Origin of the sequence: Pseudomonas sp. St290, from assembly GCF_018325805.1 — a bacterium.
Classification (GTDB): Bacteria; Pseudomonadota; Gammaproteobacteria; order Pseudomonadales; family Pseudomonadaceae; genus Aquipseudomonas; species Aquipseudomonas bijieensis.
Genome location: NZ_AP014703.1, coordinates 3660821 through 3687467 on the forward strand (window position 1 = coordinate 3660821; position 26647 = coordinate 3687467).

At 62.0% G+C, this 26647-nt stretch carries 24 protein-coding genes and 1 pseudogene; all 25 read right to left on the reverse strand.

Going from position 1 to position 26647, the window contains the following annotated elements; all coding sequences use genetic code 11:
* Window positions 1-109: 109 nt before the first annotated feature.
* Window positions 110-610, reverse strand: a complete 501-nt coding sequence (tpx, locus tag PBDP_RS15965; RefSeq protein WP_109754224.1) for a thiol peroxidase — start codon at window positions 608-610, stop codon at window positions 110-112.
* A 125-nt stretch (window positions 611-735) separates the two neighbouring features.
* On the reverse strand, window positions 736-1407 hold the full coding sequence (locus PBDP_RS15970) for a DUF3313 domain-containing protein (RefSeq protein ID WP_109754225.1): 672 nt from the start codon (window positions 1405-1407) through the stop codon (window positions 736-738).
* A 117-nt stretch (window positions 1408-1524) separates the two neighbouring features.
* Window positions 1525-2019 (reverse strand): hypothetical protein, encoded by a 495-nt coding sequence (locus PBDP_RS15975; RefSeq protein ID WP_109754226.1) that lies wholly within the window; start codon window positions 2017-2019, stop codon window positions 1525-1527.
* A gap of 140 nt (window positions 2020-2159) precedes the next feature.
* Window positions 2160-2264, reverse strand: a pseudogene (locus PBDP_RS15980) (GNAT family N-acetyltransferase); the annotation flags it as partial.
* Between the two features lie 133 nt (window positions 2265-2397).
* Complete coding sequence (locus PBDP_RS15985) at window positions 2398-3378, reverse strand: LysR substrate-binding domain-containing protein (protein ID WP_212800923.1); 981 nt, start codon at window positions 3376-3378, stop codon at window positions 2398-2400.
* A 239-nt stretch (window positions 3379-3617) separates the two neighbouring features.
* The gene (locus tag PBDP_RS15990) at window positions 3618-4562 is read right to left on the reverse strand and encodes a peptidylprolyl isomerase (RefSeq protein ID WP_163858476.1); all 945 of its coding nucleotides are present in this window, start codon (window positions 4560-4562) and stop codon (window positions 3618-3620) included.
* Entirely contained in the window at window positions 4559-5038 is a 480-nt protein-coding gene (locus PBDP_RS15995) for a YbjN domain-containing protein (RefSeq protein WP_109754230.1), read from the reverse strand. The genes PBDP_RS15990 and PBDP_RS15995 overlap by 4 nt, the downstream gene beginning before the upstream one ends.
* A 22-nt stretch (window positions 5039-5060) precedes the next feature.
* Entirely contained in the window at window positions 5061-5708 is a 648-nt protein-coding gene (locus tag PBDP_RS16000) for a DNA repair protein (RefSeq protein ID WP_109754231.1), read from the reverse strand.
* Window positions 5709-5723: 15 nt separating this feature from the next.
* Window positions 5724-7415 carry a putative porin gene (locus PBDP_RS16005; protein WP_116832531.1) on the reverse strand — a complete coding sequence of 564 codons (1692 nt, stop codon included), beginning with the start codon at window positions 7413-7415 and terminating at the stop codon, window positions 5724-5726.
* 40 nt (window positions 7416-7455) lie between these two features.
* A complete protein-coding gene (locus PBDP_RS16010) occupies window positions 7456-8160 on the reverse strand; it encodes an energy transducer TonB family protein (RefSeq protein ID WP_116832532.1) in 705 nt (234 codons plus the stop codon).
* 2 nt (window positions 8161-8162) lie between these two features.
* Entirely contained in the window at window positions 8163-8588 is a 426-nt protein-coding gene (locus PBDP_RS16015; protein WP_003201710.1) for an ExbD/TolR family protein, read from the reverse strand.
* Window positions 8589-8598: 10 nt separating this feature from the next.
* The gene (locus tag PBDP_RS16020; RefSeq protein WP_116832533.1) at window positions 8599-10398 is read right to left on the reverse strand and encodes a DUF2341 domain-containing protein; all 1800 of its coding nucleotides are present in this window, start codon (window positions 10396-10398) and stop codon (window positions 8599-8601) included.
* Window positions 10399-10415: 17 nt separating this feature from the next.
* A complete protein-coding gene (locus tag PBDP_RS16025) occupies window positions 10416-11978 on the reverse strand; it encodes a ShlB/FhaC/HecB family hemolysin secretion/activation protein (RefSeq protein WP_370873815.1) in 1563 nt (520 codons plus the stop codon).
* A gap of 68 nt (window positions 11979-12046) precedes the next feature.
* A complete protein-coding gene (locus tag PBDP_RS30325) occupies window positions 12047-12649 on the reverse strand; it encodes a transposase (RefSeq protein ID WP_116832535.1) in 603 nt (200 codons plus the stop codon).
* 476 nt (window positions 12650-13125) lie between these two features.
* A complete protein-coding gene (mqo, locus tag PBDP_RS16035) occupies window positions 13126-14769 on the reverse strand; it encodes a malate dehydrogenase (quinone) (RefSeq protein WP_109754237.1) in 1644 nt (547 codons plus the stop codon).
* 385 nt (window positions 14770-15154) lie between these two features.
* The gene (locus PBDP_RS16040) at window positions 15155-16342 is read right to left on the reverse strand and encodes an acetyltransferase domain-containing protein (protein WP_428983245.1); all 1188 of its coding nucleotides are present in this window, start codon (window positions 16340-16342) and stop codon (window positions 15155-15157) included.
* Between the two features lie 178 nt (window positions 16343-16520).
* Window positions 16521-17891 carry a hybrid sensor histidine kinase/response regulator gene (locus PBDP_RS16045; RefSeq protein ID WP_109754239.1) on the reverse strand — a complete coding sequence of 457 codons (1371 nt, stop codon included), beginning with the start codon at window positions 17889-17891 and terminating at the stop codon, window positions 16521-16523.
* Window positions 17875-19032, reverse strand: a complete 1158-nt coding sequence (gene ercA, locus PBDP_RS16050; RefSeq protein ID WP_109754282.1) for an alcohol dehydrogenase-like regulatory protein ErcA — start codon at window positions 19030-19032, stop codon at window positions 17875-17877. Before ercA ends, PBDP_RS16045 begins: the two co-directional genes overlap by 17 nt.
* A 132-nt stretch (window positions 19033-19164) precedes the next feature.
* Window positions 19165-19236: a pyrroloquinoline quinone precursor peptide PqqA gene (gene pqqA, locus PBDP_RS16055; protein WP_003243383.1), complete on the reverse strand. Its 72-nt coding sequence runs from the start codon at window positions 19234-19236 to the stop codon at window positions 19165-19167.
* A 269-nt stretch (window positions 19237-19505) separates the two neighbouring features.
* Complete coding sequence (gene exaC / locus PBDP_RS16060; RefSeq protein WP_116832538.1) at window positions 19506-21026, reverse strand: acetaldehyde dehydrogenase ExaC; 1521 nt, start codon at window positions 21024-21026, stop codon at window positions 19506-19508.
* Window positions 21027-21320: 294 nt separating this feature from the next.
* Window positions 21321-23096, reverse strand: a complete 1776-nt coding sequence (locus tag PBDP_RS16065; RefSeq protein ID WP_109754241.1) for a PQQ-dependent methanol/ethanol family dehydrogenase — start codon at window positions 23094-23096, stop codon at window positions 21321-21323.
* 288 nt (window positions 23097-23384) lie between these two features.
* Window positions 23385-24320: a quinoprotein relay system zinc metallohydrolase 1 gene (locus PBDP_RS16070; RefSeq protein WP_116832539.1), complete on the reverse strand. Its 936-nt coding sequence runs from the start codon at window positions 24318-24320 to the stop codon at window positions 23385-23387.
* A 16-nt stretch (window positions 24321-24336) separates the two neighbouring features.
* Window positions 24337-25095, reverse strand: coding sequence for a quinoprotein dehydrogenase-associated SoxYZ-like carrier (locus tag PBDP_RS16075; protein ID WP_116832540.1), 759 nt, complete (start codon window positions 25093-25095; stop codon window positions 24337-24339).
* Window positions 25096-25105: 10 nt separating this feature from the next.
* A complete protein-coding gene (locus PBDP_RS16080; RefSeq protein WP_109754244.1) occupies window positions 25106-25981 on the reverse strand; it encodes a substrate-binding periplasmic protein in 876 nt (291 codons plus the stop codon).
* A gap of 5 nt (window positions 25982-25986) precedes the next feature.
* Window positions 25987-26448, reverse strand: a complete 462-nt coding sequence (gene pedF / locus PBDP_RS16085; RefSeq protein WP_109754245.1) for a cytochrome c-550 PedF — start codon at window positions 26446-26448, stop codon at window positions 25987-25989.
* Between the last annotated feature and the right edge of the window lie 199 nt (window positions 26449-26647).

A 26647-nucleotide genomic window follows, 5' to 3' on the forward strand; every position in this document is an offset into this window, starting at 1 on the left:
GTTGGGCTTACCTGATGAATCGTCGGCTAAGACCTTGAAGCACAAAAGAAAACGGCCTGGACAGGGCCAGGCCGTTAACAATTGTAATAAAGACCTTATTTCATTCCGCTTATTTCAGAACAGCCAGGGCCGCGTCATAGTTCGGCTCTTCAGCGATTTCCTTGACCAGTTCGCTGTGCAGCACGGTGTCATTTTCGTCCAGCACCACCACGGCACGGGCGGTCAGGCCTTTGAGCGGGCCATCGGCAATTTCCACGCCGTAGTTGCGGATGAATTCGGCACCGCGCAGCGTCGACAGGTTCTGGACGTTTTCCAGGCCTTCGGCGCCGCAGAAACGTGCCTGGGCGAACGGCAGGTCGGCAGAGATGCACAGCACCACGGTGTTGTTCAGCTCATTGGCCTGGGCGTTGAACTTGCGCACGGAGGTGGCGCAGGTCGGGGTGTCGACGCTAGGGAAAATGTTCAGCACTTTGCGCTTGCCGGCAAAGCTCGCCAGGGAAACGTCGGACAGATTGCCGGCCACCAGGGAAAAGGCTGGTGCCTTGGAACCGGCTTGTGGCAATTGGCCGTTGACTTGGACTGGGTTGCCTTTGAGGGTGACTGTAGCCATGAACGGATTCCTTCTGACAGGTTTGAAAAAGGTGAAGGCCGGAGTTAACCATGAAATGGAGCTGCGACCTATGCCCGGACATAAAAAGACATGACGTCACCAGCGCCCACTGCAGACATCCGTGGCTATTTAGCCTTGAGCTTCAGGAACGACTGATGCAAATCCGACGCCCAGCCATCGATGACCCCTTTGACGTCCTCGGGCTTCATGACCTGGGACTCGTTGGACAACGGTTTGCCCGTCCCTTTGCGCACCACCTGGGCGACCACCGCGTTGTTGCCACCGTCGATAAAAACCGCTTCGGTACCCAGGGTGGTTTCCTGGTCGCGAATGCCACTGGCAGTGCTGACAGCGGCCGCCACCAGGGCAATCGGGATCACCTCATAAGGTTTCAAGCCTTCGGTCTTGCTGCCGACAGCCGTGATGGCCGCCCGCATCACCAATACACCCGGCCCTGGACTGGTCGCCAGGGGCAAGGATTTCCCCGCTTCGCGCTTCAGGGCCTGATCGTAATAGGCGGTGATGCCGTACAGCGTGGCCGCGGGGATCTTCACGGTGGGCTGCGGCTTGGGATAAAGCTGCGTCGGCTCGATATAGAGGTGGGTGTACTTGCCCGGATCAATCTTCGGATCGACCCAACGCATGACCTCGGCCCCCGACGGCGACTTTTCTTCCTTGAGCCGGCTGTAATCGCCCAGGAACCCGGAATACTCATCCGGCTGGGTAACTTTGCTAGAGCAACCCGCCAAAGCGAGCGAGGCAATGCAAACAGTGCCGATCATCGACGAAAACTTCATGCTGTCACTCCTGTAAGCCACACGAGGCGGGGCCGGAACTACAGGTATAGCCAATGAGCCATTTTTTGCCTGCCCTGGAAGAAGGTCGATGACGATGAGGTTCCTCGCCACACACCGTCAGCCTCGATCGCGCGGTATCAGGCTCTGTAATTGTTGTGCGAGAAAGTCTGCGTCGAAAGCGAACGTGTCGGGGTCTTTCAATCCATTGGTCCGCCGCCATTGCCATTGCACCGATGGTGGCTGGCAAACCAAGGAAATGCTCCCATGGCGGGTCGAGGCCAGCCCCATGATCGACAAGGAAACCAGCCCACCCACGCCCATCACATCCGGCACGAACTCCACCGGTTTACCGGTAATGGTCAAGGTCAGTTTTTCAGTCTTGAAACCGGACGTCTCTACCGGAACGCTCGGCCCGTGAGCCACATAGCTCTCACGATTCAACGTCAACAGGTCGGGTGCCAGGACTGGCGCCAACCATTGCCCGATTTGTTCGTACAAAGCCTTGATCTGTTCTGACCACACCAATGACTGGGCCTGGTGCTGTTGTTTTTTGTGCGCTTCGCTGTCTGCGTAGTGACGAAGCATCTCGCCCAATTGCCGTATATCGTCCATGGGCTGTTCCTCTATCAAGGCATGCTGCGGAGCTGGATGATGACAGGTTCAAGAGGCCGGCGTACGCAAAAGCCCGTTTGCCCGAGTAGCCAATCCCTCAACGCAGCCGCGCCATGGCCAGGGTGTCCACCCAGCAGTCGCATCTGCAGCACCTGGCGCGTCACCGCCGGGTCGTTGTAGAGCGCGGTGACTCCGGCGATGTGGGCTTCGGTGAAGCGTTCGAGGGTGATCGAAGACTCGGACATGGGGGCTCCTTCCTGGAGGCGCGACAAGGCCGAGCACTATAAGCCGCGTCAAGCTGTGGGGAAACCTGCCCCCAACAAAAGCCCTGGGGTGGTTGCGAGGCAAGCTCCCACAGGGGGCTACACTCAGTTTCGGTTATGCCTGGAACCAATCCCGACGCTCATCCAGCGTGTGCTGGATCAATTCACGCAGCATCTGCACCTCCGGCGAGCCTTCGGTCTGAGTATTGACGGCCATCCACAAGTGCCGCTGCATCGACAGGCCGAATATTTCCGGCAACGCCACCAGGCCTCGGTCGAAGCGGCTCATGTACTGTGGCAACAGGCCGATGCAGGCGCTGCAACGAATCATTTCCAGCATCAGTTCGTAGGATTGCACCTGCACCACACCGGCACGGCGTTGTTCTATCAAAGCGTTCCACGGGGCGAAGCCGTCCACGTGTCGGTCCGCCTGCCATTGCACCAGCATGTAATCATTCAGGTCGTCCAGGCAATCCGGGCGCGTGGCCGCTCGTGAGTAGCGCTTGGCGATGTGTGGCACATAGTCCAGCCGCGCCAGTCGATCCGCTGGCAACGTGGCGAAGCTCGGCCCTGGCGCCGCCCCATGGGTATCGCTCAACCAGAGCACCAGATCGGCGCTGACGGCTTGCAACGCCAGTTCACTGTCCAGGGTGATGATCTGCAATCGCACGCTGGCGTTGCGCCGCAGCAACGAAATCAAGTCGCGCCCCAGGATGTCATGCAGAATCGACTCGGCCACGGCCAGGCGAATCAAGGGCTGATCGTTCAGTGGCGGCGCGCTTTCGTGGGCCAGGGCGATCAATCGCGCCTGCAACTGCCGGCCTTCGCGGCTGAGGGTCAAGGCGCTACCCTGGAAGCTGAACAACGAGCGCTGCAAGCGCGTCTCCAACTGCGCCAACTGCTTGCGCAGCCAGGTCGCCTTGACGTTGAGACTGCGGGCCGCTTGCATGAAGCAGCCGCAACGGGCACTGACCAGGAAACACTGCGCCACCTGCGGCTCGATACCACTGGCCATTGCCAACCAGGGGTCGGGGGCATGCAACGGTGTGCGGTATGCGGTGACAGCCTGGCGTCCTGCGGGCTCGATGAAGGTCATGGGTGACTCCCTGTCGGTTGTACGAATACGGTGGAGCTGCGCGACGTTCCAGATACAGCGCGGCTCCCTGTGGCGAGGGGGTTATCTGTGGGAGCAAGGCTTGCCCGCGATGAAGATGACGCGGTCTCCCTGGAACCGAGGCGTTTGCATCGCGAGCAAGCTTTGCTCCCACAGATAAATCCCCTCGCCACAAAAGATGTTCACCTCACAAAGGTGTTCACATCCAAAGATTGTCGAGGTCAGAGCCCCTCCTCCAGCACCTTGCTCAACTGCGCGCCATCGATGCTCAACGTAGCCGTGTCGAGCATGCCGTCCAGGTACGCCTTGGCGATCTGCTCCTGGCGTTGGGCGCGCAGGGCCTGGGTCAGGCGTTCGCGGACTTCGTCCAGGGTCGCTCCCCGGGGCGGTTGTTGTTCGGTGAGTTTGATGACATGAAAGCCCGCCGCGCTCTGCACCGGGTCGGACACCGCACCGACCTTCAAGCGCGCCACCGCCTCACGCACCGGCGGGACGAGTTGCTGCAATGGCTGGAAACCACTGTCGCCGCCCCGCTCGGCACTGGTGCGATCCTGGGAAAAACGGCTGGCCAGGGCGGCAAACTCGGCCGGCGAGGCCTGGGCCTTTTTGCTCAGTTCCAACGCTTGCCGGCGCACCGCCTCCACCGTTTGCGGCTCGGTCGCGGCCAGGAAAATCTGGCTGACGCGGTACAACGCCGGCGCAGTCCAGTTGGCTTTCCCAGCGTCGTAAGCCTGCTTCAACTCTTCTTCACTGGGATAGCCGGCCGGTACCTGGCTGACCGACTGCAAGTAGTCGCGAAACACAATCTGCTCGGCCGCCGCTCGCGTCTGGCGCTCCACCTCCGGACGCTGGCGCCAGCCCTGGGCATCGGCTTGCTCCAACACGGCTTTTTCCGCCAGGCGGGCACGGATCCAGCCTTCCAGCGCGGCCCGATTGCCACGCATTTGCTGACGAACCTCGGGGGCCAGTGCGGCCAGCAACGCCTTGAGTTCATCGGGGCTGACCTGCTGGTTGCCCAATCGGGCCAAACTCGGCGAGTCGACCGAGACAACACTGGCGGTCTGCACGGCGGCGACCGGATCGCTGCCCGGCCGCAGGCCCAGCACAAGCGCCACGGCGATCAGCCCCAGCGCTGCGGCGCTGATGACGAAAGTCGGCTTTTTCACGATGCGACGGCCTCTTCCAAGGGCGCCTCGGTAGGCTCGGCCGGGGTTTGCAGGCGCGCCGCGTTCTGGCTGTACTCACGCAGGTAGACAATGAACTCCTGCAACAGGCGATCCCACAGCTCCAGATGGCTGCGCAAATGATCGGCACTCACACCTGCCGCCACCACCACGTCCATTTCCATCACCAGGAATCCGCCCTGCAACGACAACCGGGCAAAGCGGCGCGAGGCGTTCCATTGCTCTGCCAATCCAGCCGGCAACTCGCCCTGTACCCGCAAGGCACAGCTGAAGGTGAAGTCCAGGTATTCGCCTGCTGTCGGCGCAGGATTGCCCAAGCGCACGGCAAAGCCGATGCCCTGGCTGGCGCTGAGCAGTTGCACGATGCCGTTCTGCTCGGTTTCGTTGACCCGATAGCCAGCGGCCTGCAACAACTCGGTCAGGGATTTGGCACCGACGTATTCAATCATTGAGGTCATGCGCGATTCTTCCTTGTTCTGTTCAGTGAGTGATCGAGGCCTGGGGCGCATCGAAACGGTTCTTGTAGAGATCATCGCCAAAGCCTTGGGCCAGCTCCTCGAAACGCACCCGGGCCTTGGCCGCGAACGGCTGGCGGATCTTCATGATGTCGGTCACATCAATGGTTTCGTAGGCATGCAGCAGCGTCTTGGCGACTTCGTACATTTGCTGATTCTTGACCGAACATTGCTGCACTTGTGTGTCACGCTCGCTCAATTGCCCCTCCAGGCGAGCCCGCTCGGTCTCTTTGCCACGGGCCAGGGCCAGCAGTTCTTCATAGGCTTTCTTGAATTTGCCGACCTGTTCGTTGCTGGCAGCCACCTGGGCCTGGGCCTGGCTTTGCAGGTTTTGCTGGTGCCCGGCCAGTTGGTCGATCACGGCCTGGGCCTTGGCCAGTTGCGCGGTCAATTGCTTGATCTGCGCCTGGGCGTCCCTGGCCTGCCCCTCCGCAGCCTGACGAGCGGCGCTGGCTTGGGCCTGCTCGCTTTGCAGGGCCTGCAACTGCGCGGTAGTGCTGCGCAGTTGTGCCCGCAGCCGTTCTTCCAGGCCTTCGCCATGGGCCACGCCGCCGAGCAGCAGGCCCAGCACCAGCAACGCGGCCGGGCATGGGTATTTGGCTCGCCTTTTCATGAGGCCTCCCTGCGCTTAGAAGCGCGTGTTGATTTCAAGCTGCAAGACATCGATGTCGTACGGCGCGCCGTACACCGCTTCGGAACTCAACCAGCGACCGGTGGCGAAGACGTTGCTCGCCAGGCCATAGTTGCCGCCCAGGAAATAACCCTTGGCGTTGGTGCCACCCAGATGGAATGACGAATCGTTGAAGCCGTCGGGCAAGGCGTCCGGCTGGATGTACTTGTAGCCGGCGAACAGGTTCCAGTCGCCTTCGCGCTTGAGTTCCAGGGAGTTGCCAAGGGTGAACTGGAGCATCCAGGCGTTGGCGCCGCTTTCCACCTCGCCGTTTTCGTCCAGGTTGTTGGCGAACTGGCCTGCGGAGCGCTTGCGCATCTCGCCCTCGTCATAGCCCAGGTTGTGGACGTAGTGGGCCTGGCTGCGCAACTTCAGGTCTTCGGGCAGATCGGTGTCCCAGGCAAGGTTCAGGTCCAGCAGGTTGAATTCCGAGGCCAGGCCGACGTATTGCGGCTGCGGCGTGGTGGAAGGATTGAGGGGGTTGGGCGTGATGTCGCGTAGCAGGAACACGGTGTTGCCCTTCTGCATGAACGCCACCCGCGATCCGTCGCTGTCGCAGCCTGGATCACCGGCCCAAGGCTGGCACGGCGAAGAGCGCTGGCCTTCGATGTCGTCGAAGCGGTAATAGGCCAAGGCCCCCTTGATCCGGTTGCTGTCGTTGATCGCCCAGTTGGCCCCCAGTTGCGCACCGTACAACCACTTGTTGTCGCTCTCTTCCTTGTCGCTGCCGTTGCTGGTGCTGGTGTCGTTGGTGTACTCCACCGGGAACGCGCCGACGGTGCCGAAGACGCCCCAGTCCTGATTGAGCTTGTGGTTGAAATTCGCCGCCACGCCATCGAAGTTCAGGTCACCGGAATACAACAGGTCGGTGGAGAAAAACGGGTTGGCGAAACGCCCGCCGGTCAGGGTCAGTTCGTCCGATGGCTTCCAGGTCAGGTAGCCCTGGTCGAGCCAGATGTCTTTCTTGCCGAAACCGCCACCGAGGGTCTGGGTGGTGGACACCGGGTTGTTGTCCGAGCCGGTACCGATGCGAATGCCCGCGGTCCATTGCGGGGCGATCACGGCCTTCATGCCCAGGCGTGCGCGCAGGCGGAACAGGTTTTCCCGGTCTTCGCGGGTGTTGAGCAACGGCGGCAGGCTGGAGCTGCTGTTGGGGTTGACGTCGTAGGGGCCTTTATCATTGAGCCGGGCGAAGTCGACGATTTCGTTGCTGTTGGTACCCGAGTAATAGCGCGACTCATCCCGCAGGCGAATATCGCCATCGAAGCTGATACGCGAAACCCAATCCGGGAAGGTGTTGGGCTGGGCCCAGTTTTCCTGCTTGGCAGTGGCCATGACTTCGGCCTTGACCTGGTCGCGGATCTGCTCACGCACAATGTTCGGCACGTATTGCACCCGCACGTCCCCTGGCGCACCGGCCGGCGCTGCGGCAACCGCCGTGGCCGCCTGGCGGGCCTGCACGGCTTCGCGTTCGGCCTGGGCGATCAAGCCATCGGCCTGGTCCTGCTTCAACACGCCCTGCTGCACCAGCAGGCGGATCAGATTGATCGTGGCGTTTTCCGAAGGCGCCGGGGCGGCGACCGCGTGCCCGGCCAGGCTCAGGACCACCAGGCCGATCGCCCACGACAATCGATTCACATTGGAAATCATCTGCACACAACTCCTGTTGGCAAACTTTCTAAAAATTCGATTAACCCGGTCGGCGCCCTTGCAAGGACAGGCGCACGGGCAAAGTCAGGGAGGCCGGTGGCCGTTCACTCAAATGGGGCGCCGCACGCAGCGCGGAAATCACCTGTTCATCGACTTGCGGGTTGCCGCTGGACTTGACCAGCTCGACCCGGGTGATTTCGCCCGCGGCACTGAGCCAGACATCGGCCTGCAGCGAGAACGCCAGGCTGCGCAGGTCGGGGTTTTCTCGCAGCAAGCGCTGGAAGGTGAACGCCAAAAACTGGCTGTAGGTGCCATTGCCCAGGCGTCCGCCCCCTGCCCCAGCCATGCCGCCGCCCTTGCCGGCGCCGATGTTGAAGGCGTCGTTGCCGGACTGGGCATCGCCGTCCATTTGCATCGGGTTCGCCAGGTCATCGACCGGCGATGGCGGCGCCTCTTCCTCGGGCTTGACCTCTTCGGGTTCCGGGGTCGGCTCTGGCTCGACCACCTTTTCCTCGACCTGGGGCTCCGGCTCCTTGGGTTTCTCCGGCGGTGGTGGGGGCGGAGGCGGCAGCGGGATGATGGTCGGCACCTTCGGTGCTTCGCGGCGCACGCCACTCATGTCGTTGGCCCACTGCCACAGCAGCCAGGCCGCCACGGCGCCGAGCAGCAGGCCGGCGGCCCACTTGAGCAGGCGCAACGGCGAGGGCTTCACGGGAGGCGGATCGATGGGAAGTCTGGCGGTCATGATCAGCCCTGGCTCGGTTTGCCGGTGACGAGACCGACCTGGGACAGTTCCAGACGCCGCAACAGATCCAGCACTTCGATGACTTTCTGGTACTGCACCGTGGCGTCGCCGCGCACGATCACCGGGAAGTCCGGGCTCTGCGCCTTCTCGATGCGCAGGCGCTCTTCCAGCTCGGCCAAGGTCACCGGATAGGCATCAAGGAACACCTGGCCACCGTCATTCACCGAAATCGCCTTGGTCTTGGCCTCGGACAACGACACCGAGGCGCTGGCCTTGGGCAGGTTGATCTGGATCCCCGACACCTGGGCCGTGGCGGTAAGGATGAACATCACCAGCACCACCATGAGCACATCCACCAGTGGCGTGATGTTGATGCTGTCGACCGCCGCGTCATCGTCGTCATCGTGTGAAGCGTTTACGCTAGCCATGGCGATGTCCTCAGGCCGGTACGGACGATTGGGCGTGATGGTTGCGGCGCTGCGCCGCTTCACCGGACTGGCCTTCGCCGTGCATTTCCGCCAGGCGCGTGATGAACTCGTCGACGAAAACCCGCATGTCGGCGCTGACTTCCTTGTTGCGGGTGATCAGGCGGTTGTAGCCAAACAGCGCAGGAATCGCGACGAACAGGCCCATGGCGGTAGCGAGCAAGGCTGCGGCCATGCCCGGGGCGATGGCGTTGATGTTGACGTCACCGGCCATCGCCGTGCCGAGGAACACCACCATGATCCCCAATACCGTGCCGAGCAGACCAATGTAGGGGCCGCCGGCAATGGCGTTGGACAGGGTCGAGAGCTTCGAACTCAGTTGCTGGTTTTCCCGGGTGCGCACGCCGTCCATGGAGCAGCGGATCGCCTCGATGGTGGCGGCGGACACCGACGAGGTATCAGCGCCCTGCTCACGACGGGTGCGGATTTCCTTGACGGCCACCAGGTACAGGCGCCACAGCGACGAGTGTTGCAGGCGCTGGGCGAGGTCCTGGTCGTCGGCGAACATTTCCAGGCGCGTGCCGATCCTGGCGAACTGCTCGCGAAACGCTTCGTTGGCCGCGCTGAGACGGCTGACCATGCGGTTCTTGCGGATCATGATGATCCACGACTGGAACATCATCAGCACCAGCACCCCAATGATCACCCAAGCGTCCAGCGGCACGGCCTTGAGCAGGAAACCCAGGCTGCCGAAACCGAAGCCGGACTGTTCTTCATCGACCCCGTAGGCCACCAGTTTCGATTCGGCGCCCTGGGCATTGGCGTCGGCCAATAGCAACGGCGCCGGGCGGGCGACCTTGGACAACCGCGCTTCGTCCATGGCCCCGCTGAAAGGCGCGAAAGCACCGGCGGAAACGTCAGCACCCAAGGCAATCGGCGCATTGAACGCCGGCATCGCCAGCGCCAGGCTGGCGGCTTCACGTCCATTGACATACAGCACGACCCGGTCGCCCGAGGCGGTCAACGCCAAGTGCTGCCATTGGCCGGGATTCAGCGGTTGGGTCGAGACCGCGCGCTGGTCATTGATCGCCACGAACGGCACACCCTGGTTTACGCCCACCAACAGACTGGTGGCGGCTTCGCGACGGGCCAGGACGATCTGCTCGCCGCTGGCCTGGTCCTGGCGCAGCCAGGTGCTGAAGGTGAATGCCGCGCCGGCACTGTGTTGCAACGAAGGGCTGGCGGGCAACAGCAGCGGCTGGCCGTTGAACTGCAAGGCACGCCCGATCACGCCGTCGATGCTGGTGCCGGTCGCGCCCTGGGCATTGTTGCCATAGGCCGTGGTGTCCTTGGGCGGTACGCCGGTGGCGCCGTCGAAGTGGTACAGCGCGGTGTAATCCGGGTCGAAGGTCAACTGGCCGCTGCCGGTGGCCGGCGCCTTCTGGTTGCCGTAATACATCCACAGGTCCTGACGCTGACCGCCCTCCACGCTCGGCACATCGACCCAGATCAGCGCCATGCCCATCAGCGGATCGAAGCTTTCAATCTGGTGGTTGAGCACGGTCTTGTCGTCGGCACTGACGAAGCGCAGGTCCGAGCCGTCGTCCTTGACGCCGTCGAAGGTGAAGTTGCCGGTGTGCAGGCGCACCAGCAACGCGGTGCGTCCCAGGGCCTGGGCGATGGCGGCGCCCTGGGGCGTGGTGTCCACCGAAATCTGTTTGCGATAGTGCCAGTCGTCCTGCCACCAGGCGTTGGCGGTCGCCGGAAGCACCAGCCCCAGGCAGATAAACAGGGATAACAGTAAGCGTTGCATGGACATGACTCCTGGGTTCAAAACGTCGCTTGCAGGTTGAAGTGCAGGCGCGATTCCTGTTTCGAGGTGTTCGGCCCTTCGAGCAGCGGATAGCCCCAGTCGAGGCTGCCGGACAGCCATTTGCTCAGGCTCGCGCGGGTGCCGAGGCCGACGCTGGCGAGGCTGTAATCGGCTTCCTGATCGGGCAGTTCGTCGCGCAGGTACAACTGCGCGCCTTCGGCGAAGGCATAGAAGCGCCACTCCTGGACATAGCTGCCGAGAAACTTGGCCAGCGACGGAGTGCGCAGCTCCTGGGACAGCAAGTAGCCGTCGTCCCCGGTGCGCTCGGCAGCCAGATAGCCGCGTACCGAGGTGGCGCCGCCGGCGGAGAATTGTTCGTTGGAAACCAGCGGCCCGGAGGCCAGTTGGAAAGCGGCCTTGGAGGCGGTTTGCCAATCATTGGCGAAGGTGAAGGTGTAATTACCGTCGCCCTTGAGCACGGCGAAGGAGGGGCTGGCGCGATAGCGCTTGTAGTCGAATTCTTCGTCGGTGCTGCCATAGCCCAGAAGGCTACGCGTACCCGCCACCAGGCTCAGGCCGAGGCCCAACTGGCTGTTTTCGGTGTAGCGAAAGCCGTTGTAGGCAAAGGTGAATGGCGCGTACTTGAGCGGTGCCTTGTCGCTGGCACCGCCGAGGTTGAGCTCCTCGTCGAAATCCTTGAAGTCCACCCCGACCGAAAAACTGTTGGCCCATGCCCCACTGGAAGGCAGGCTGTAAATCGCCGACACCCCGTAGGAATGACCTTTGCCCAACACGTTGCTGCCGCCGACGGTCGCCACGTTGCTGTCGGATTGGTAACCCGAGAACTGCACGCTCCAGCGTTCGCTCAGCGGCGCGGTGTAGGAACCCGACCAGACCTTGGCGTTTTCGGTGTCCTGGGGGGCGGTAAAGAAAGTCAGCGAAACGCTGTGGCCCAATTGCCAGAGGTTGTTGTAGCCCAGGCTCGCGACCGTACGCAGTTTTTCGGTGTCGGCGCTGTAGTCGTTGTTCAGCCCCAGGCTGGCTTGCCAGGGGTTCTGGTCTTCGACCTGCAAATCGACGTCCATGGTTCCGGGGCGCTGGCCTTCGCGTACCAGCGGCATGACCTGGCGCCCCGGGGTCTTGTTCAACTGCGCCAGTTCCGCCTGGACCTGGGCGAAATCCGGTACCTCGCCTTCCTTGAGCGCCGGCACGTCGTCACGAATTTCCACGGGCGAATAGTGCTTGGCCCCCACCACGCGCACCCGACCGACCTTGGTTTCGCTGACTTGCAGGTAGACGATGCCGTCTTCGACCTTCTGCTCCGGCAACTCGACGAACACCGATTGGTAACCGCGCGCCTGATAGGCCTTTTGCAGCGCTTCCCGGGCGCCTTCGATGTCGCTCAAGGCCCTTTGCGGGCCGAGGAACGGATACACCGCTTCTTCGATGGCCCGGGCATCAAGCACGGTGTTGCCACGCACGAAATACTCGTTCACGTCCACCAGGCGAACCGGCGCCGCTTCGGCCCCCTGCCCTCCTTCTGCGGCGAATGCCGACGGCCCCCCGACCGCCAACAGCAGCCAGCCCCACAGCGCCGGCCGCGATTTGAAGAAATGCTCCACACCACCCCCTGAATTCAAAGTACGGCTCAATTGCTAGCGGTCGATGTCGTGGCATGCCGGGCCAGCCAGGTATGCAGCAGCGCGAAATTCAAGGAGAACTCCGGCATTTGCAGCAAGGCGCCACAGAACACTTCACCAATGATTTTCTGGATGAGCCGCACCGCCCGCGCGTCGCCCAGCAGCGTGGCGAGGTCTTTGCTCAGGACGTTGAAGCTCCAGACCTTCTGGTTCAGGTCCAGGCCGACGAACCAGCGGAACAGCAGGTTGTAGTTGAGTTGTTCGTAGAGTTGCTGCTCGCTGGGCACTGAATAGAGCAGTTGCAGCAGGAGGATGTGCATGGCGGTTTGCGGCGCGATCAGCATCTGGGCGCTGGCGTTGAGGCCTTGCAGCACCTCGCGATGCTCATCCAGCAGGTCATCGATCTGCGGCCGCAGCAACACCAGTGAATGGCCCTGCGGGATGTAGCTGGACACTTCCTTGAGCGCGCCCTGCCAGTCATCCTGGGAAACGATCCAGACCCACGGCGCGCCGTAGCGATACACCGAGACCGGCTGCTTGCGCGCCGCCTCGACGATCTTCGACAGCCGCTGGTCAAGCTCCTGCATGCCTACTTTCGAATAACGTTCCATAGTCCCCATCGCCTCACTCCCGGCTTCGCGCCCCGGCTCCAAACGACCTGAAAGGTCCCCTCGAACACGTCACACAGGCATGACGGGAATGGCGATGTGCTACCGAACTTTTGTCATGAAAGCTTCATTTGGAAGGGTATGGAGCGTGAGGTCTGGTGGGAGCGAGGATGCTCGCGATCACGATGGCGTTGGGTCAGTTGGCGGGATGTTGAATGGGCTACCGTCTTCGCGAGCAGGCTCGCTCCCACAGGGATTCTCGGGTGTTTTCAGATCTGATGCTCGCCTCAGGCGTTCTGTGGGAGCAGGCTTGCTCGCGAAGGCGGTGGGTCAGTTGGAGGGGATGTTGAATGGGCTGCCGTCTTCGCGAGCAAGCCCGCACAGTGGGTGTCGGTATACGCCCGAGCGGCTTGTGATGGGAGCAAAAAAAACGCCGCTCAATGAGCGGCGTTCTTGTACCTCACCAGACAGTGTCCGGTTTACAGCGCCATGTCAGCCGCTGGATTGGCTTCGCGGGCAGCAGCCGGCTTGGCCGGTGCCGCAGGGGTCCCTGGCTTGCCGATCGCTGGCGGCGGATCCAGTTGCAGGACCTCGCTGGTGTAGGCCCATTCCTGGGCAACACGCTCAGGGCTATCGTTGAGCTTGGTGCCGTAGCTCGGCACGATCTGGCGCAGTTTTTCCTGCCAGGCCGGGCTGGCGACCTTGTCCTTGAAGACCTTCTCAAGCACGGTCAGCATGATCGGCGCAGCGGTCGAGGCGCCTGGCGAAGCACCCAGCAGGCCGGCGATGCTGCCGTCCTGGGAAGCGACCACTTCGGTACCGAGTTTCAGCACGCCGCCCTTCTCTTCGTCACGCTTGATGATCTGCACGCGCTGGCCAGCCTGCCACAGGCGCCAGTCTTCCTGCTTGGCTTCCGGGAAGTATTCCTTCAAGGCGGCAAAACGGTCTTCATCCGACAGCATCAGTTGACCGGCCAGGTACTCGACCAGTGGGTACTGTTCGATACCGACCTTGGTCATCGGCCACACGTTGTGGGTGGTGGTGCTGGTCAGCAGGTCGAAGTACGAACCGTTCTTCAGGAACTTGGTGGAGAACGTTGCGAACGGGCCAAACAGGATTACGCGCTTGCCGTCCAGCACTCGGGTGTCCAGGTGTGGAACCGACATCGGCGGTGCGCCGACCGAAGCCTTGCCGTACGCCTTGGCCAGGTGCAACTGGGCAACGGTCGGATTTTCGGTGACCAGGAACGAACCACCCACCGGGAAACCTGCGTATTCACGCGCTTCCGGGATGTCGGACTTCTGCAGCAGATGCAAGGCACCGCCGCCAGCGCCAATGAACACGAACTTGGCGTCGGTCTCGGTTTCGGTACCGTCTTTCAGGTTCTTGTAGGAAACGCGCCAGGTGCCGTCTTCGTTGCGGGTGATGTCTTCCACTTCGCTGGACAGCTTGAGGGAGAAGTTCGGCTTGGTTTGCAGATAAGCTGCGAATTGGCGGGTGATTTCGCCGAAGTTCACGTCGGTGCCCAGTGGACTCCAGGTGGCCGCGACTTTCTGGCTCGGGTCACGCCCTTGCATCATCAGCGGAACCCACTTGCTGATCTGCTCGCGATCTTCGGAGTACTGCATGCCCGCGAACAACGGGCTGGCCTGGAGGGCTTCGTAGCGTTTCTTCAGGAACGCGATGTTCTCGTCGCCCCACAAAAAGCTCATGTGCGGCGTGGAGTTGATGAACGAACGCGGGTTCTTCAACACACCGTTCTTGACCTGCCAGGACCAGAACTGACGGGAGATCTGGAAGGCTTCGTTGATTTCGATGGCCTTGGAGATATCGACCTTGCCGTTCTTGTCTTCCGGCGTGTAGTTCAGCTCGGCCAGCGCGGAGTGACCGGTGCCGGCATTGTTCCAGCCGTTGGAGCTCTCTTCGGCAACACCGTCCAGGCGCTCGACCATTTCCATGGTCCAGCCCGGCTCCAGCTCATTGAGCCAGACGCCGAGTGTCGAGCTCATGATGCCCCCACCAATGAGCAAGACATCCACTTTTTTTGGCTCGGCGGCGTGCGTGGTCGCAAGACCCATCGCCATCGCCAGGCCCAGTAGCGCCGTGTGTGTTTTCTTCAACATGTGTGTATCCCTAGGATGAACGCCATTCCGTCCACCTGCCCTGGTCAAGGATAGACCTCATCGGCCACCGGCAACGCCAGCAGGATGGGTATCGAGACGGACTGGAGGATGGACCTACAGGGCCGAGCGATACGTCGGCCTCTCGTTTATGTCTCTCCGGCGCTGACTTCTTGTAGGTCTTGGCTTCAGCTGGGGTGAGGGACGCTGCGAACGGTGTTGATCGGGCCTGGCGTGGCCGTGCCCGATTGTCGCAGCGGGGGGCAGTTTACATAAGGAAATAAACAGACCGAAGCGTCTTTTTACATTCATGGCAAAAACGCCGACCAAATGACGGCATTTTAATGGCCCTGATCGGCACCGTTCGCGCGTCCAGAGCCCCTGTGGGTCAAAGATACTTGAGGATCGCGATATCACGCCGCCGTTGCTTGAACCCGGCGAACCAACGGGTCGGAAAAAACAGCACGACACCCAGTAACACACTCCACAACCACACCATGGGTAAATCATCGAACCCGAAATAAGTACCCTGGTTGGTGCCCCAGATGGCAACTGCGATCAGGTACAGGGCCTTGAGCACGTAAAGGTGCAGCAGGTAAAAGAACATCGGGGCGCCGCCATAGATCGCCAACAGCGCAATAACACCCCGCTCCTGGGCTTTTTCAAAGAGAGCCAGCAACATCAGCCCTATTCCCAGGGTCGGCATCAGGAACATCAGCGACGGCGGATACTTCGTCGCGCTCATGAAGCTCATGAAGGTGCGCAGCGCGTCGCCGGTCTGGACCCAGGGTTTATCGCCGTATACGTTCAGGTAACGGATGAGCACAAAGGCCAGCAGCAGGCCCAGGCCCGTCTTGAACAACCGCCGCAGGCGCACGGCGGGTTCAACGTCCTTGCCAAACCACGGCCCGATGGCCCAGCCCAGCAGGATCACGCCGATCCACGGCAGCACCGGATACGTGGTGCGGGCCCGGGTGAACTCGGTGATATCGATGAACGCCCGTTGATGAAGAATCGACCACGGCACGAAAAACGGAGAGTCTGGCCCCAGCACCACACCGTCCAACAGATTGTGCCCGGCGACGATGGCAACGCCGAGGACGATCAGCCAACTGCGCTTGAGGTGCAGCAACGCGGCCAGGACGATCATGCAGATGCCAATGCACCAGATCACTTGCAGCCACAGGGTCTTGGGCGGGAACTCGGCGTTCCAGGCGAAACACACGAAGGTCAATTCCAGGAAGACCAGGAACAAGCCACGCTTGAGCAGGAACAACGAGGTCTGGCCGGCGGTATGTTTCTGGCTGTAGAGCCAGGCCGACAAACCGGTGAGGAAAATGAAGACCGGGGCACAGAGCGTACTGAGCAGACGGGTGAAATACAGGTCCGGGGTCACGCTGAGCGCATCGATGGGGTCGGTGACCTGACGATGCAGCAGGAATGTCTCGCGAACGTGATCCACCAGCATCAGCAACATGACGAAACCGCGCAGGGCATCAATGGCAAGCATGCGTACATGGATTTTGGCGGCGCTGGTTACAAGTAAAGGCGCGATGACGCCGGACGGGCTCGTCATGCTTGAAGGTAGGCTCATGGCATTACTCGGATGGAAGGTCGTTGGTCCGTGCAAGGCGAGGAATGAGAATCCCTGCCAAACGAAAGCGGATAACATAACATGAAACTTCTATCGCGAGCAGGCTCGCTCCCACAAGGATTTGTGGTAGTTGCGATTTCGGTGCTCTTTAAGAGGACCGCTACCCGAGCATCTGGCTCAACACCGCCCGCAACTTGCCAGGCTTGACCGGTTTGTTGAGCAGCGGCGCACCCAGTTTGCGCAGGGCGCGGCGGCATTGGTCGCTGCGGTCGGCGGTGATGATCACTGCGGGGATCGCCTGCTGGAAATGCTCGCGCAGGTGTTTGACCACTTCACAGCCCACGACCCCATGATCCAGGTGGAAATCCGCCAGGATCAACTCCGGCGCGCGTTCTTGTAGCACGTCGAGGGCGCCCGCTTCGTCGGTGGCGGTCAACACTTCGCAGCCCCACTGCCCCAACAGCGCAGCCATGCTTTGCAAAATGCTCAATTCGTTGTCGATTACCAACAAACGCCGCCCTGGCAGCGGGTTGCCGGCAACCGCCTGTACGGGGAGCAGCGACACGGGCAGGGGCTTTTCGCTGGACAGCGGCACCTCGATGCTGAACACCGAACCACGTCCCGGCCGAGAGCGCACCTGGACCCGATAGCCGAGGATGTGGGCGATGCGTTCGACAATCGCCAGCCCCAGGCCCACGCCTTTGCGGTCCGCCGCCCGGCCGACGTCGAGCTGGTTGAATTCAAGGAAAATCGACTCCAGGCAATCGGCAGCGATGCCACGCCCGGTATCCCAGACTTCAATGCTCAATTGCCCTCCCCGGCGCCGGGCCGCCAGGAGAATACCGCCCTGATCGGTATAGCGGCAGGCGTTGCTCAGCAGGTTGCGCAGGATACGGCTGATCAAGCGCAAATCGGTCAGCACCGCTTCGTCGCCAAACCGCGCCCGCAGGTCCAATCCGGCGGCGCCGGCCACCGATTGAAACTCTGAAACCAGCGGACCCAGCAACTCATCCAGCCGATACGGCGCCAGGTCGGGCTTGACGGCGGCTTGATCCAGCCGAGAGATGTCCAGCAGGTCGGTGAGCAGGTCTTCAGCCCCTTCGAGCGCCTGGTGGGTCCGTTCCACCAGCACATGCTCGGCGGTAGGCAACTGGCGTTCGCGCAACGTGGCGATCAGCAGGCGGGCCGCGTTGAGTGGCTGCAACAGATCATGACTGGCGGCGGCCAGGTATTTGTCCTTGCTGCGATTGGCGGCCTGGGCGGCGTCCCGGGCATCGCGCAACTGCTGTTCGATCAACTCGCGCTGGGCGATCTGCTGCTGCAGGTTGTGGTTGGCCTCCAGCAACGCATCGGTGCGCTCGGCCACTCGCTGCTCCAGCTGATCATTGAGCTGTTGCAGGTGTTGCCGGGCCTGTTCCAGCTCATCGAGGCGCGCCGCCAGTTCCGGGTAGTGACTCTTGCGCGTTGAATGGTTGCCCAGCCCCAGCAGCCCGGCCAGGGCTTTTTGCTGCTCGTCAGAGGGCTTCGCCATAGACGACCTCGACATCCCGCTGGCTCGACTCCCGAGGATTGGTAAGGATGCACGGGTCATCCATCGCATGTTGCGACAGGAACGGAATGTCCGAGGTGCTCACGCCATGCAGGCCCAGGGTCTCGTGGAAGCCGATGGTGTGCTTGAGGGCAATCAGGTGCTCCACCAACCGGGTGCGAATCTGCCGGTGGTTGAGCCCCCGGCAATCGATGCCCAGCGTCTCGGCAATCACCTTGAAACGGTCCGGCGCCGAGTTGTAGTTGAACGCCACTACATGCTCCACCAGGACCGCGTTGCACAAGCCATGGGGTAAATCGAGGAAACCGCCCAGGCTATGGGACATCGCGTGAACTGCACCGAGAATCGCGTTGGAGAACGCCAACCCGGCCTGCATGCTGCCCAACATGATCTTTTCCCGCAGGGCGATGTCCGCCGGGTTGGCGATCATTTGCACCAGGTTGCCGTTGATCAGGCGCATCGCTTCCAGCGCATGGGGGTCGGTCAGCGGGCCGTGGCCGGTGGACACGAAGGCCTCGATGGCATGTACCAAGGCGTCGATGCCGGTACAGGCGGACAGGAACGGGTCCATGCTCAGGGTGGTTTCCGGGTCGATCAGCGATACATCCGGTACCGCCGCCTTGCTGACGATGGAAAACTTCATTCGTTCTTGCTGGTTGGAAATGATCACGAACTGCGACACGTCAGCCGACGTCCCCGCCGTGGTGGGAATAAGGATCAGCGGCGGACTGGGTACATGCAGGGTATCGACGCCTTCGAACTCAAGAATGTTGCGGCCATGGGCAACGACGATGCCGATGCCTTTACCGCAATCCATCGGGCTGCCACCACCCACCGCGACGATGACATCGCAATGGTTTTCCCGGTAAAGGTCGGCACCGAGCATCACTTCCTCGACCCGCGGATTGGGCGAGACCGCGCTGTAGACACAGTAATCGATGCCTTGGGCCTGGAGACTGGCTTCGACGTCAGCCACCCAACCGGCGGCGATGACCCCGGGGTCGGTGACGATCAGCACCTTGCGTGCACCGAAGGTCTTGGCGTAATTGCCGACATTGTGCCGACAACCGGCACCAAACATGATTTCAGGGGAAACGAACTTGCGCAGCGGGCTGAGGCTCATTTTTTCAGGTACGTGGCTCATCGGTAAGCCTGTTGTTATTGTCTGGGAATACCTTGAGCCTAAAGCATCCCGCTGTGAATGCAATCAGACCAATGGGTAGCCCGGCCTGAACGCTCCAGGCCGGGCCGGCACTCATCGGTTGGCGAAGTACATCGTCACTTCAAAGCCAATACGCAGGTCGGTGTACGCGGGTTTAGTCCACATGGGTCTTTCCTCTTCTTGTACCGGGCGATTCCGGCAAGTCATTAATGCACGCTGTACCCGGCGTTCGAATGCTACTTTCGAAGCGGTGGGTGGGGTGCGTTGGTATCAATTCAGGGGCATACATATTCAAATGTGGGGCCTGCTGTGGGAGCAAAGCTTGCTCGCGATGAATCGCCCTCGGCCTGATCGGCTGACCGAGTCGTCTGTATCGCGGGCAAGCCTTGCTCCCACAGCAGGCTCGCTCCCACAGGGGGTGCAGTGTTGCTGGGTTAGAAGAACCCCAACGGATTGATGTCGTAGCTCACCAGCAGGTTCTTGGTCTGCTGGTAGTGGTCGAGCATCATCTTGTGCGTCTCACGGCCCACGCCGGACTTCTTGTAGCCACCGAACGCGGCGTGCGCCGGGTACAGGTGGTAGCAGTTGGTCCAGACGCGACCGGCCTTGATCGCCCGGCCCATGCGGTAGGCGCGGTTGATGTCGCGGGTCCACAGGCCGGCGCCCAGGCCGAACTCGGTGTCGTTGGCGATGGCCAGGGCTTCGGCTTCGTCCTTGAAGGTGGTCACGCCCACCACCGGGCCGAAGATCTCCTCCTGGAACACACGCATCTTGTTATGCCCCTTGAGCAGGGTCGGCTGGATGTAATAGCCACTCGACAAGTCGCCCTCCAGATGCTCGGCCGCACCGCCGGTCAGCAGTTCGGCGCCCTCTTCCCGGGCGATTTCCAGGTAGGAGAGGATCTTGTCGTATTGCTGCTGGGAAGCCTGGGCACCGACCATGGTCTCGGTATCCAGTGGGTTGCCGCGCTTGATCTTGGCGATTTTCTTCATCACCTCGGCCATGAACGGCGCATAGATCGACTCCTGCACCAGGGCGCGGGATGGGCAGGTGCAGACTTCGCCCTGGTTGAAGAACGCCAGCACCAGGCCTTCGGCGGCTTTTTCGATGAAGGCTGGCTCGGCCTGCATGATGTCTTCGAAGAAGATGTTCGGCGACTTGCCGCCCAGCTCCACGGTGGACGGGATGATGTTCTCGGCGGCGCATTTCATGATGTGCGAGCCGACCGGGGTGGAACCGGTGAAGGCGATCTTGGCAATGCGCTTGCTGGTGGCCAGGGCTTCGCCGGCTTCGCGGCCGAAACCATGGACGATGTTCAACACACCGGGAGGCAGCAGGTCGGCGATCAGTTCGATGAAGACCGTGATCGACAGCGGCGTCTGCTCCGCCGGCTTGAGCACGATGCAGTTACCTGCGGCCAGGGCCGGGGCGAGTTTCCAGGCGGCCATCAGCAGCGGAAAGTTCCACGGGATGATCTGCCCGACCACACCCAGCGGCTCATGGAAATGATAGGCCGTGGTCAGTTCGTTGATCTCGGCGGCCCCGCCCTCTTGGGCGCGAATGCAGCCGGCGAAGTAACGGAAATGGTCAGCCGACAGCGGTACGTCGGCATTGAGGGTTTCGCGCACGGCCTTGCCGTTGTCCCAGGTCTCGCTGATGGCGAGGACTTCCAGGTGCTGCTCGATACGGTCGGCGATTTTCAGCAGCACCAGGGAACGGTCCTGCACCGAGGTCTTGCCCCAGGCGTCGGCTGCGGCGTGGGCGGCATCCAGGGCCTTGTCGATGTCGGCGGCGCTGGAGCGTGGGAACTCGGCGATGACTTCGCCGTTGACCGGGGACGTGTTGGTGAAGTACTCGCCATTGACCGGCGCGACGAATTCGCCGCCGATGAAATTGCCATAACGCGGTTTGAAGGAAACGACGGCGCCTGGGGTTCCGGGTTGTGCGTAGATCATGATGGGCCTCTGCCTGGTCGATGCCTGTCACGGGACAGGCGATAGGCCGATGGTAGAGAGCCCCGCCAGCCGGACGAATGCGTCGTTGGCAGGGGGGACTCTCGTTATTTGGTCGTAGGTTTCAAGCATTGGGACGAGGTTTTTTGGTGAAACGACGCATCGCCCCTGTGGGAGCAAGGCTTGCCCGCGATGAAGGCGATGCGGTCTCTCAGGTAACCGAGGCGACTGCATCGCGAGCAAGCTTTGCTCCCACAGAGCAGTCGCCACAAGGGCTGCACCCGCCCCAGATTCAGCTCAGCGCTTGGCCACCAAGTCCTTTGGCAACTTGAAGGTCCAGAGCATGCCGCCCTGGTTGAAGTCCTTCACGCGCTTGGCCACTTCGCCGCCCCACAACGGCACCGCGCCGCCCCAGCCAGAGACCACGGAGACGTATTGCTCGCCGTCCATTTCCCAGGTGATGGGCGAGCCGAGCACGCCGGAACCAGTCTGGAATTCCCAGACCTTTTCCCCGGTCTTGGCGTTGAACGCTTGCAGGAAGCCTTCAGGCGTACCGGTGAACACCAGGTTGCCCTTGGTGGTCAGCACCCCGCCCCACAGCGGCGCGAAGTTCTTGTGGCGCCAGACTTCCTTGCCGGTCTTGGGGTCGATGGCCCGCAGCACGCCGATGTAATCTTCGTTCAGCGGCTTGATGGTGAAACCGGCGCCAAGGAACGCCGCGCCTTTCTTGTAGGCGATGCCTTCGTTCCAGATGTCCATGCCCCACTCGTTGGATGGCACGTAGAACAACCCGGTGTCCTGGTTATAGGCCATCGGCATCCAGTTTTTCGCGCCGAGGAAGGCCGGTGCCACGAATACCGAGCTGCCCTTCGCTTCGCTGCCCGGCGCGCCCGGACGGCTGGCCTCGTTGTAGATCGGCCGACCGTCCTTGTCCAGGCCAGTGGCCCAGGTGATCTTGTCGACAAACGGGAAGCCACGGATGAACTTGCCGTTGGTGCGGTCGAGCACGTAGAAGAAGCCGTTACGGTCGGCGGTGGCCGCTGCCTTGATGTCCTTGCCACCGTCCTTGTAGTTGAACGAGATCAGTTCGTTGACGCCGTCATAGTCCCAGCCGTCATGAGGCGTGCTTTGGAAGTGCCACTTGATGGTGCCGTCGTCCGGGTTCAGGGCCAGGCGCGACGAAGAATAGAGATTGTCGCCAGGACGCAGGTGGGAGTTCCACGGTGCCGGGTTGCCGGTGCCGAACAGCAGCAGGTTGGTTTCCGGGTCGTAGTAGCCACCCAGCCAAGGCGCGGCACCGCCGGTTTTCCAGAGATCGCCCGGCCAGGTCTTGCCGGCCTCGCCGCCGGAAATACCGTTCTCGACCGCCTTGCCGTCCTTGTAGACATAGCCCATGTGGCCTTCCACGGTTGGACGGGTCCAGAGCAGTTCGCCATTTTTCGGATCATAGGCGCTGATCTGGCCTACCACGCCGAACTCGCCACCGGCCACGCCCGTGATCAGCTTGCCGTTGACGATCAACGGCGCGGCGCTGATGGAGTAGCCTTCCTTGTGGTCGGCCACTTTCTTGCTCCACACCACTTTGCCGGTGTCCTTGTTCAGGGCCACCAGCTTGGCGTCGAGAGTGCCGAAGAACACCAGGTCGCCATACAGCGCCACGCCACGGTTGATCACGTCGCAGCAAGGGCGGATGTCATCGGGCAGGCGCGCATCGTACTGCCACAGTTTCTTGCCGGTGCGCGCGTCCACCGCGAATACCCGCGAGTAAGAACCGGTGAGGTACATCACCCCGTCCTTGATCATCGGCTGGGCTTGCTGGCCACGCTGCTTTTCGCCGCCGAAGGAGAACGCCCAGACCGGGCGCAGGTCCTTGACGTTATTGACATTGAGGGTATCGAGCGGGCTGTAGCGCTGGCCCTGGACACCCAGGCCGTTGGTCACGACCTGTTGCGGGTTTTTCGGGTCCTGGAGAATTTCCTGATCGGTCACGGCTGCAAGGGCCGAACCGGACAGCAGCATGGCACTGAGCAGCAGGCTCACGGCGAAGGGTTGGCGACGTGCGGGATGACTCATGACGGCTACCTCTGCGGTTATTGTTATACCCGGGAATTTTTCCCGGTCTGCCACAGATTCTTGGGCTCGGGGCCGCTGCCAACAATTGCCCGCTGTGTTGAGTTTTCTAGTTCCTTGGTACATGTGGAGGAGCAGCGCCCCCCCCCCGTGGCGAGGGAGCTTGCTCCCGCTGGGGCGCGCAGCGGCCCTGAAAATAGCCCAGTCAATATTGATGGCCAGAGTGACTGATAACAGGGGCTGCTGCGCAGCCCAGCGGGAGCAAGCTCCCTCGCCACGGGACAGCCTGAATCATTCGGGTTGGGTGTCCACCCGCTTCATCCCCGCCCGCTCGTAACGTGGATAGAGATGACTGACGCTGCGAATCAACTCATAACGACTCAGGCTGATCCCGGCAAAGCGCTCAGGAATGGGGCTGCGGATCATCTCGGCCATGTCGTCGCCCCGGGCCGCGCCGTCGCGCATCAGTTGGTCGAGCCAGCCCAGGTAGTCGCGCATCTGCAAGAAAGGCCGGGCATCGGTCGCGACCGGGCCGTGGCCGGGCACGATCTGCTTCCAGGGCAAGGCCTGCAAGGTGTCCAGATCCCTGAGCCAGACTTCGAGTCCCGGACTGTTGGGAGTGGTCAAAGCGCGTTCGTAGAACACCAGGTCGCCGGCGAACAGCACGCCAGTGGTTTCGTCGAAGATCGCCAGGTCGGCCCCGGTGTGCCCGGCCAGTTGCAGCAGTCGCAAGGTATGGTTACCCGCCTTCAACACACCGGGCTCCAGCACCTGGGTTGGCAACACCACCTCGGTGCCGCGCATCCAGTCGCCCACCAGCCGGTACATGTTTTCCGCCAGCGCATCGCCCTGTTGCCGCAGCAGGTCCGTGGTGCCCGCCAAGGCCCCGATGGGCGCGTCACTGAAAGCCTGATTGCCCAGTACATGGTCGGGGTGATGATGAGTCAGCAAGACCTGGATGATTGGCTTATCGGTGGTCGTGGCAATGGCCTGGCGCAGCGCCTCGCCGTAGCGCTTCGACGGCCCGGTGTCGATCACCACCACGCCGGTATCGGTGACGATGAACGCGGTGTTGACGATGTTACCGCCGTTGGCCTTGGCAAAATTCTCGGTGCTGCCTTCCAGCAGCCAGGTGCCTTCGGCGATCTGCCGAGGCTTGAGCGAATAGTCTGTTCCGGCCCACGTCGGTAGACACAGACTCAGGAAGATCAGCAACAACCAGCGCATGGCGCGCTCCTTGTAGTCAGGGAATCGCCGCTTCGAACGCATTGCCGCTGTTATCGTGCAGCAACAGGCGGGTCTGCCCGGGGCCTTGGATGTCGAAACCCAGGTTGGGGTTTTCGCTGACTGCCGGGAACAACTCCAGGCGCGCCAGGACCTGGCCGTCGGCGTCCAGCAGTTGCGCCTGGTTGAGGAAGAATTCCGGGATGCCGCTCACCAGGCCGTTATCCATCGGATGGGCCACCTGCAGACGCAGACGACTCGACTCGCCCCGGGGATAGCGGGCCCCCAGCACCTCGCCCAAATGCTCCTCCCAACCCGGTTGGGTGCGCACTACGCTGGGTGCGGTACAGCCACCACCGGCGGCATCGATCAGGGTCGAACCGACGTGCCACAGGCCATCGCGGGTCTGCACCGCCGCGCGCAGCGGGGTGGCTTGCTCGATACGAATGCGGATCGACAGCCAGGGCAGCACCCGCGCTCCGGGTTGGAAGTCGACGATTTTCGGCAACGGGTTCAGCTCGGCCCAGGCCAACACTCGTACGACGTCGCCGGTAAAGGCCCGGGCATCGATTTCCAGTGGAACCTGGCGAGCGTCTTCGGCAAAGGGTGGTGCCAGCAGCCGCACCCGGTCGTCGAACACGAACGGCGCGTCGCCCAACAGTTGCTTGTGATAAAAGGCCCACATCACCGACGGCACCGGATCCTTGCCTGGCTCGACAGCCGCCCACGCGATCATCGGCAGACTGCACCACAGCAGGCACCACACGAGCCATTTCATCCCTGCGCTCCTATTGGTACATCTCGGGCACGTCGTAACGCAGGCCGTAATGGGCATAGACCGTCTTGACGCTGCCGTCGCGGATCAAGCCTTCCAGCGCCTCTTCCACCGCATAGGCCAACTGACGGTTGCTTTCGTGCACCGCCATGCCGATTTCCCAGCGTTGCTTGCCCATGTTCGGGTAGGCATTTTCCGCCAGCGCCAGTTGCGGATCGGCCGCCTCGTGCACCTGCCAGTCGATTTCCCCACGCATGGCCATGACGGCGTCCACCTCCCCGGCCTGCATGGCCTTGAAGGCCTGGCTGACACCGGGATAATGGTGGGTCTTGGCGCTGAGCATGCCGTTGAACACTGACGTCAGGTAGAACGACGGCACGCTGTCGACTTCAACGCCAATGGGGTGTTGCTGGAACACCGCGACGCTGCCCACCGAATCCAGTCGGCGGCGGTCATATGCCACCTGCCAGCACTCTTGCTGATAAGGCCCGAACATCACCACCTGGGCATTTTCCAGCTCACCGATGTCGTTGCGCCTTTGCACGTAGTCGTGATCGTAGGGCACACGCATCATCAAGTCGGCCAATTGCCGATCGTGCAGTGGGCTGCTGCGCCAGATGTAATCACGCAGGTCGTCGTCGAGCTTTTCGCCAGGCGGTGCCCAGATCAATTGCAAGCGCACGCCAAGCGCCTTGGCCAAGGCCTGGGCCAGCTCCACGTCCACGCCCCTGGGTTGGCCGTGGTCTTCGAAACTGTAGGGCGCGAAGTCCTTGTAGACCGCCACCTTCAACTCCCCGGCGGCGATCATCTGGTCGTAACTGCGCACCTGCGCCTGCACCGCTTGGCCACACAAGAACAAGCTGCACATTACCCACGCGAACAGGCGCATGGCGATCACTCCTCGACGTGCACGCTGTCGAGATAGGTGCGCACCGCCCACAAGGCTTCCTGACTCAGGTAGTCGGCCATTTTCGGCATGTAGACCCGGCCGTCGCGCACCGCGCCGTGGCGGACGCGCTCGACAAACCACTCATCGCCGGCTTCGGCGGCGTCGAGCATGCGCAGGTCCGGGGCGATCCCGCCGGACTTGGCCTCCAGGCCATGGCAGGCCGCGCAGTTCTGGTTGTAGGCCGAGGCGCCGATTTCCACGGCTTTGTCACGCTCGGGAGAGTTGCGATACGGGTTCTGGGAAGCCCACCCATCAGCGTCCAACGGCAAGTTGGCGTCCTTGATCGGGGTCAGACCCTTGGTTTCCACTGCCTGGGGCACTACGTTGCCATGGGCCCATGCGGAGCCTGCGCCGATCAGCCCCATCAGCAGTGCGGTAGCGATGATGGCGTTGCGTTTAGTTGTCATTGTTATGCCCTCTGGATTGCACGCAAGACCTCTGTGAAGAAGCCGTGCCGTCATCTTAGGAACCCCCCTGCCCCAGCCGAATGCTGCTTTGGTGGCCGCGTTCTAGTTCCTTGGTAGCAAGCCATCCGACGCAGGTCGCAAAGACAGGCGGTTCGGGAAGTCTTCCCGGCGAAGGCGGGACTTTTTCCGTATCGGCCAG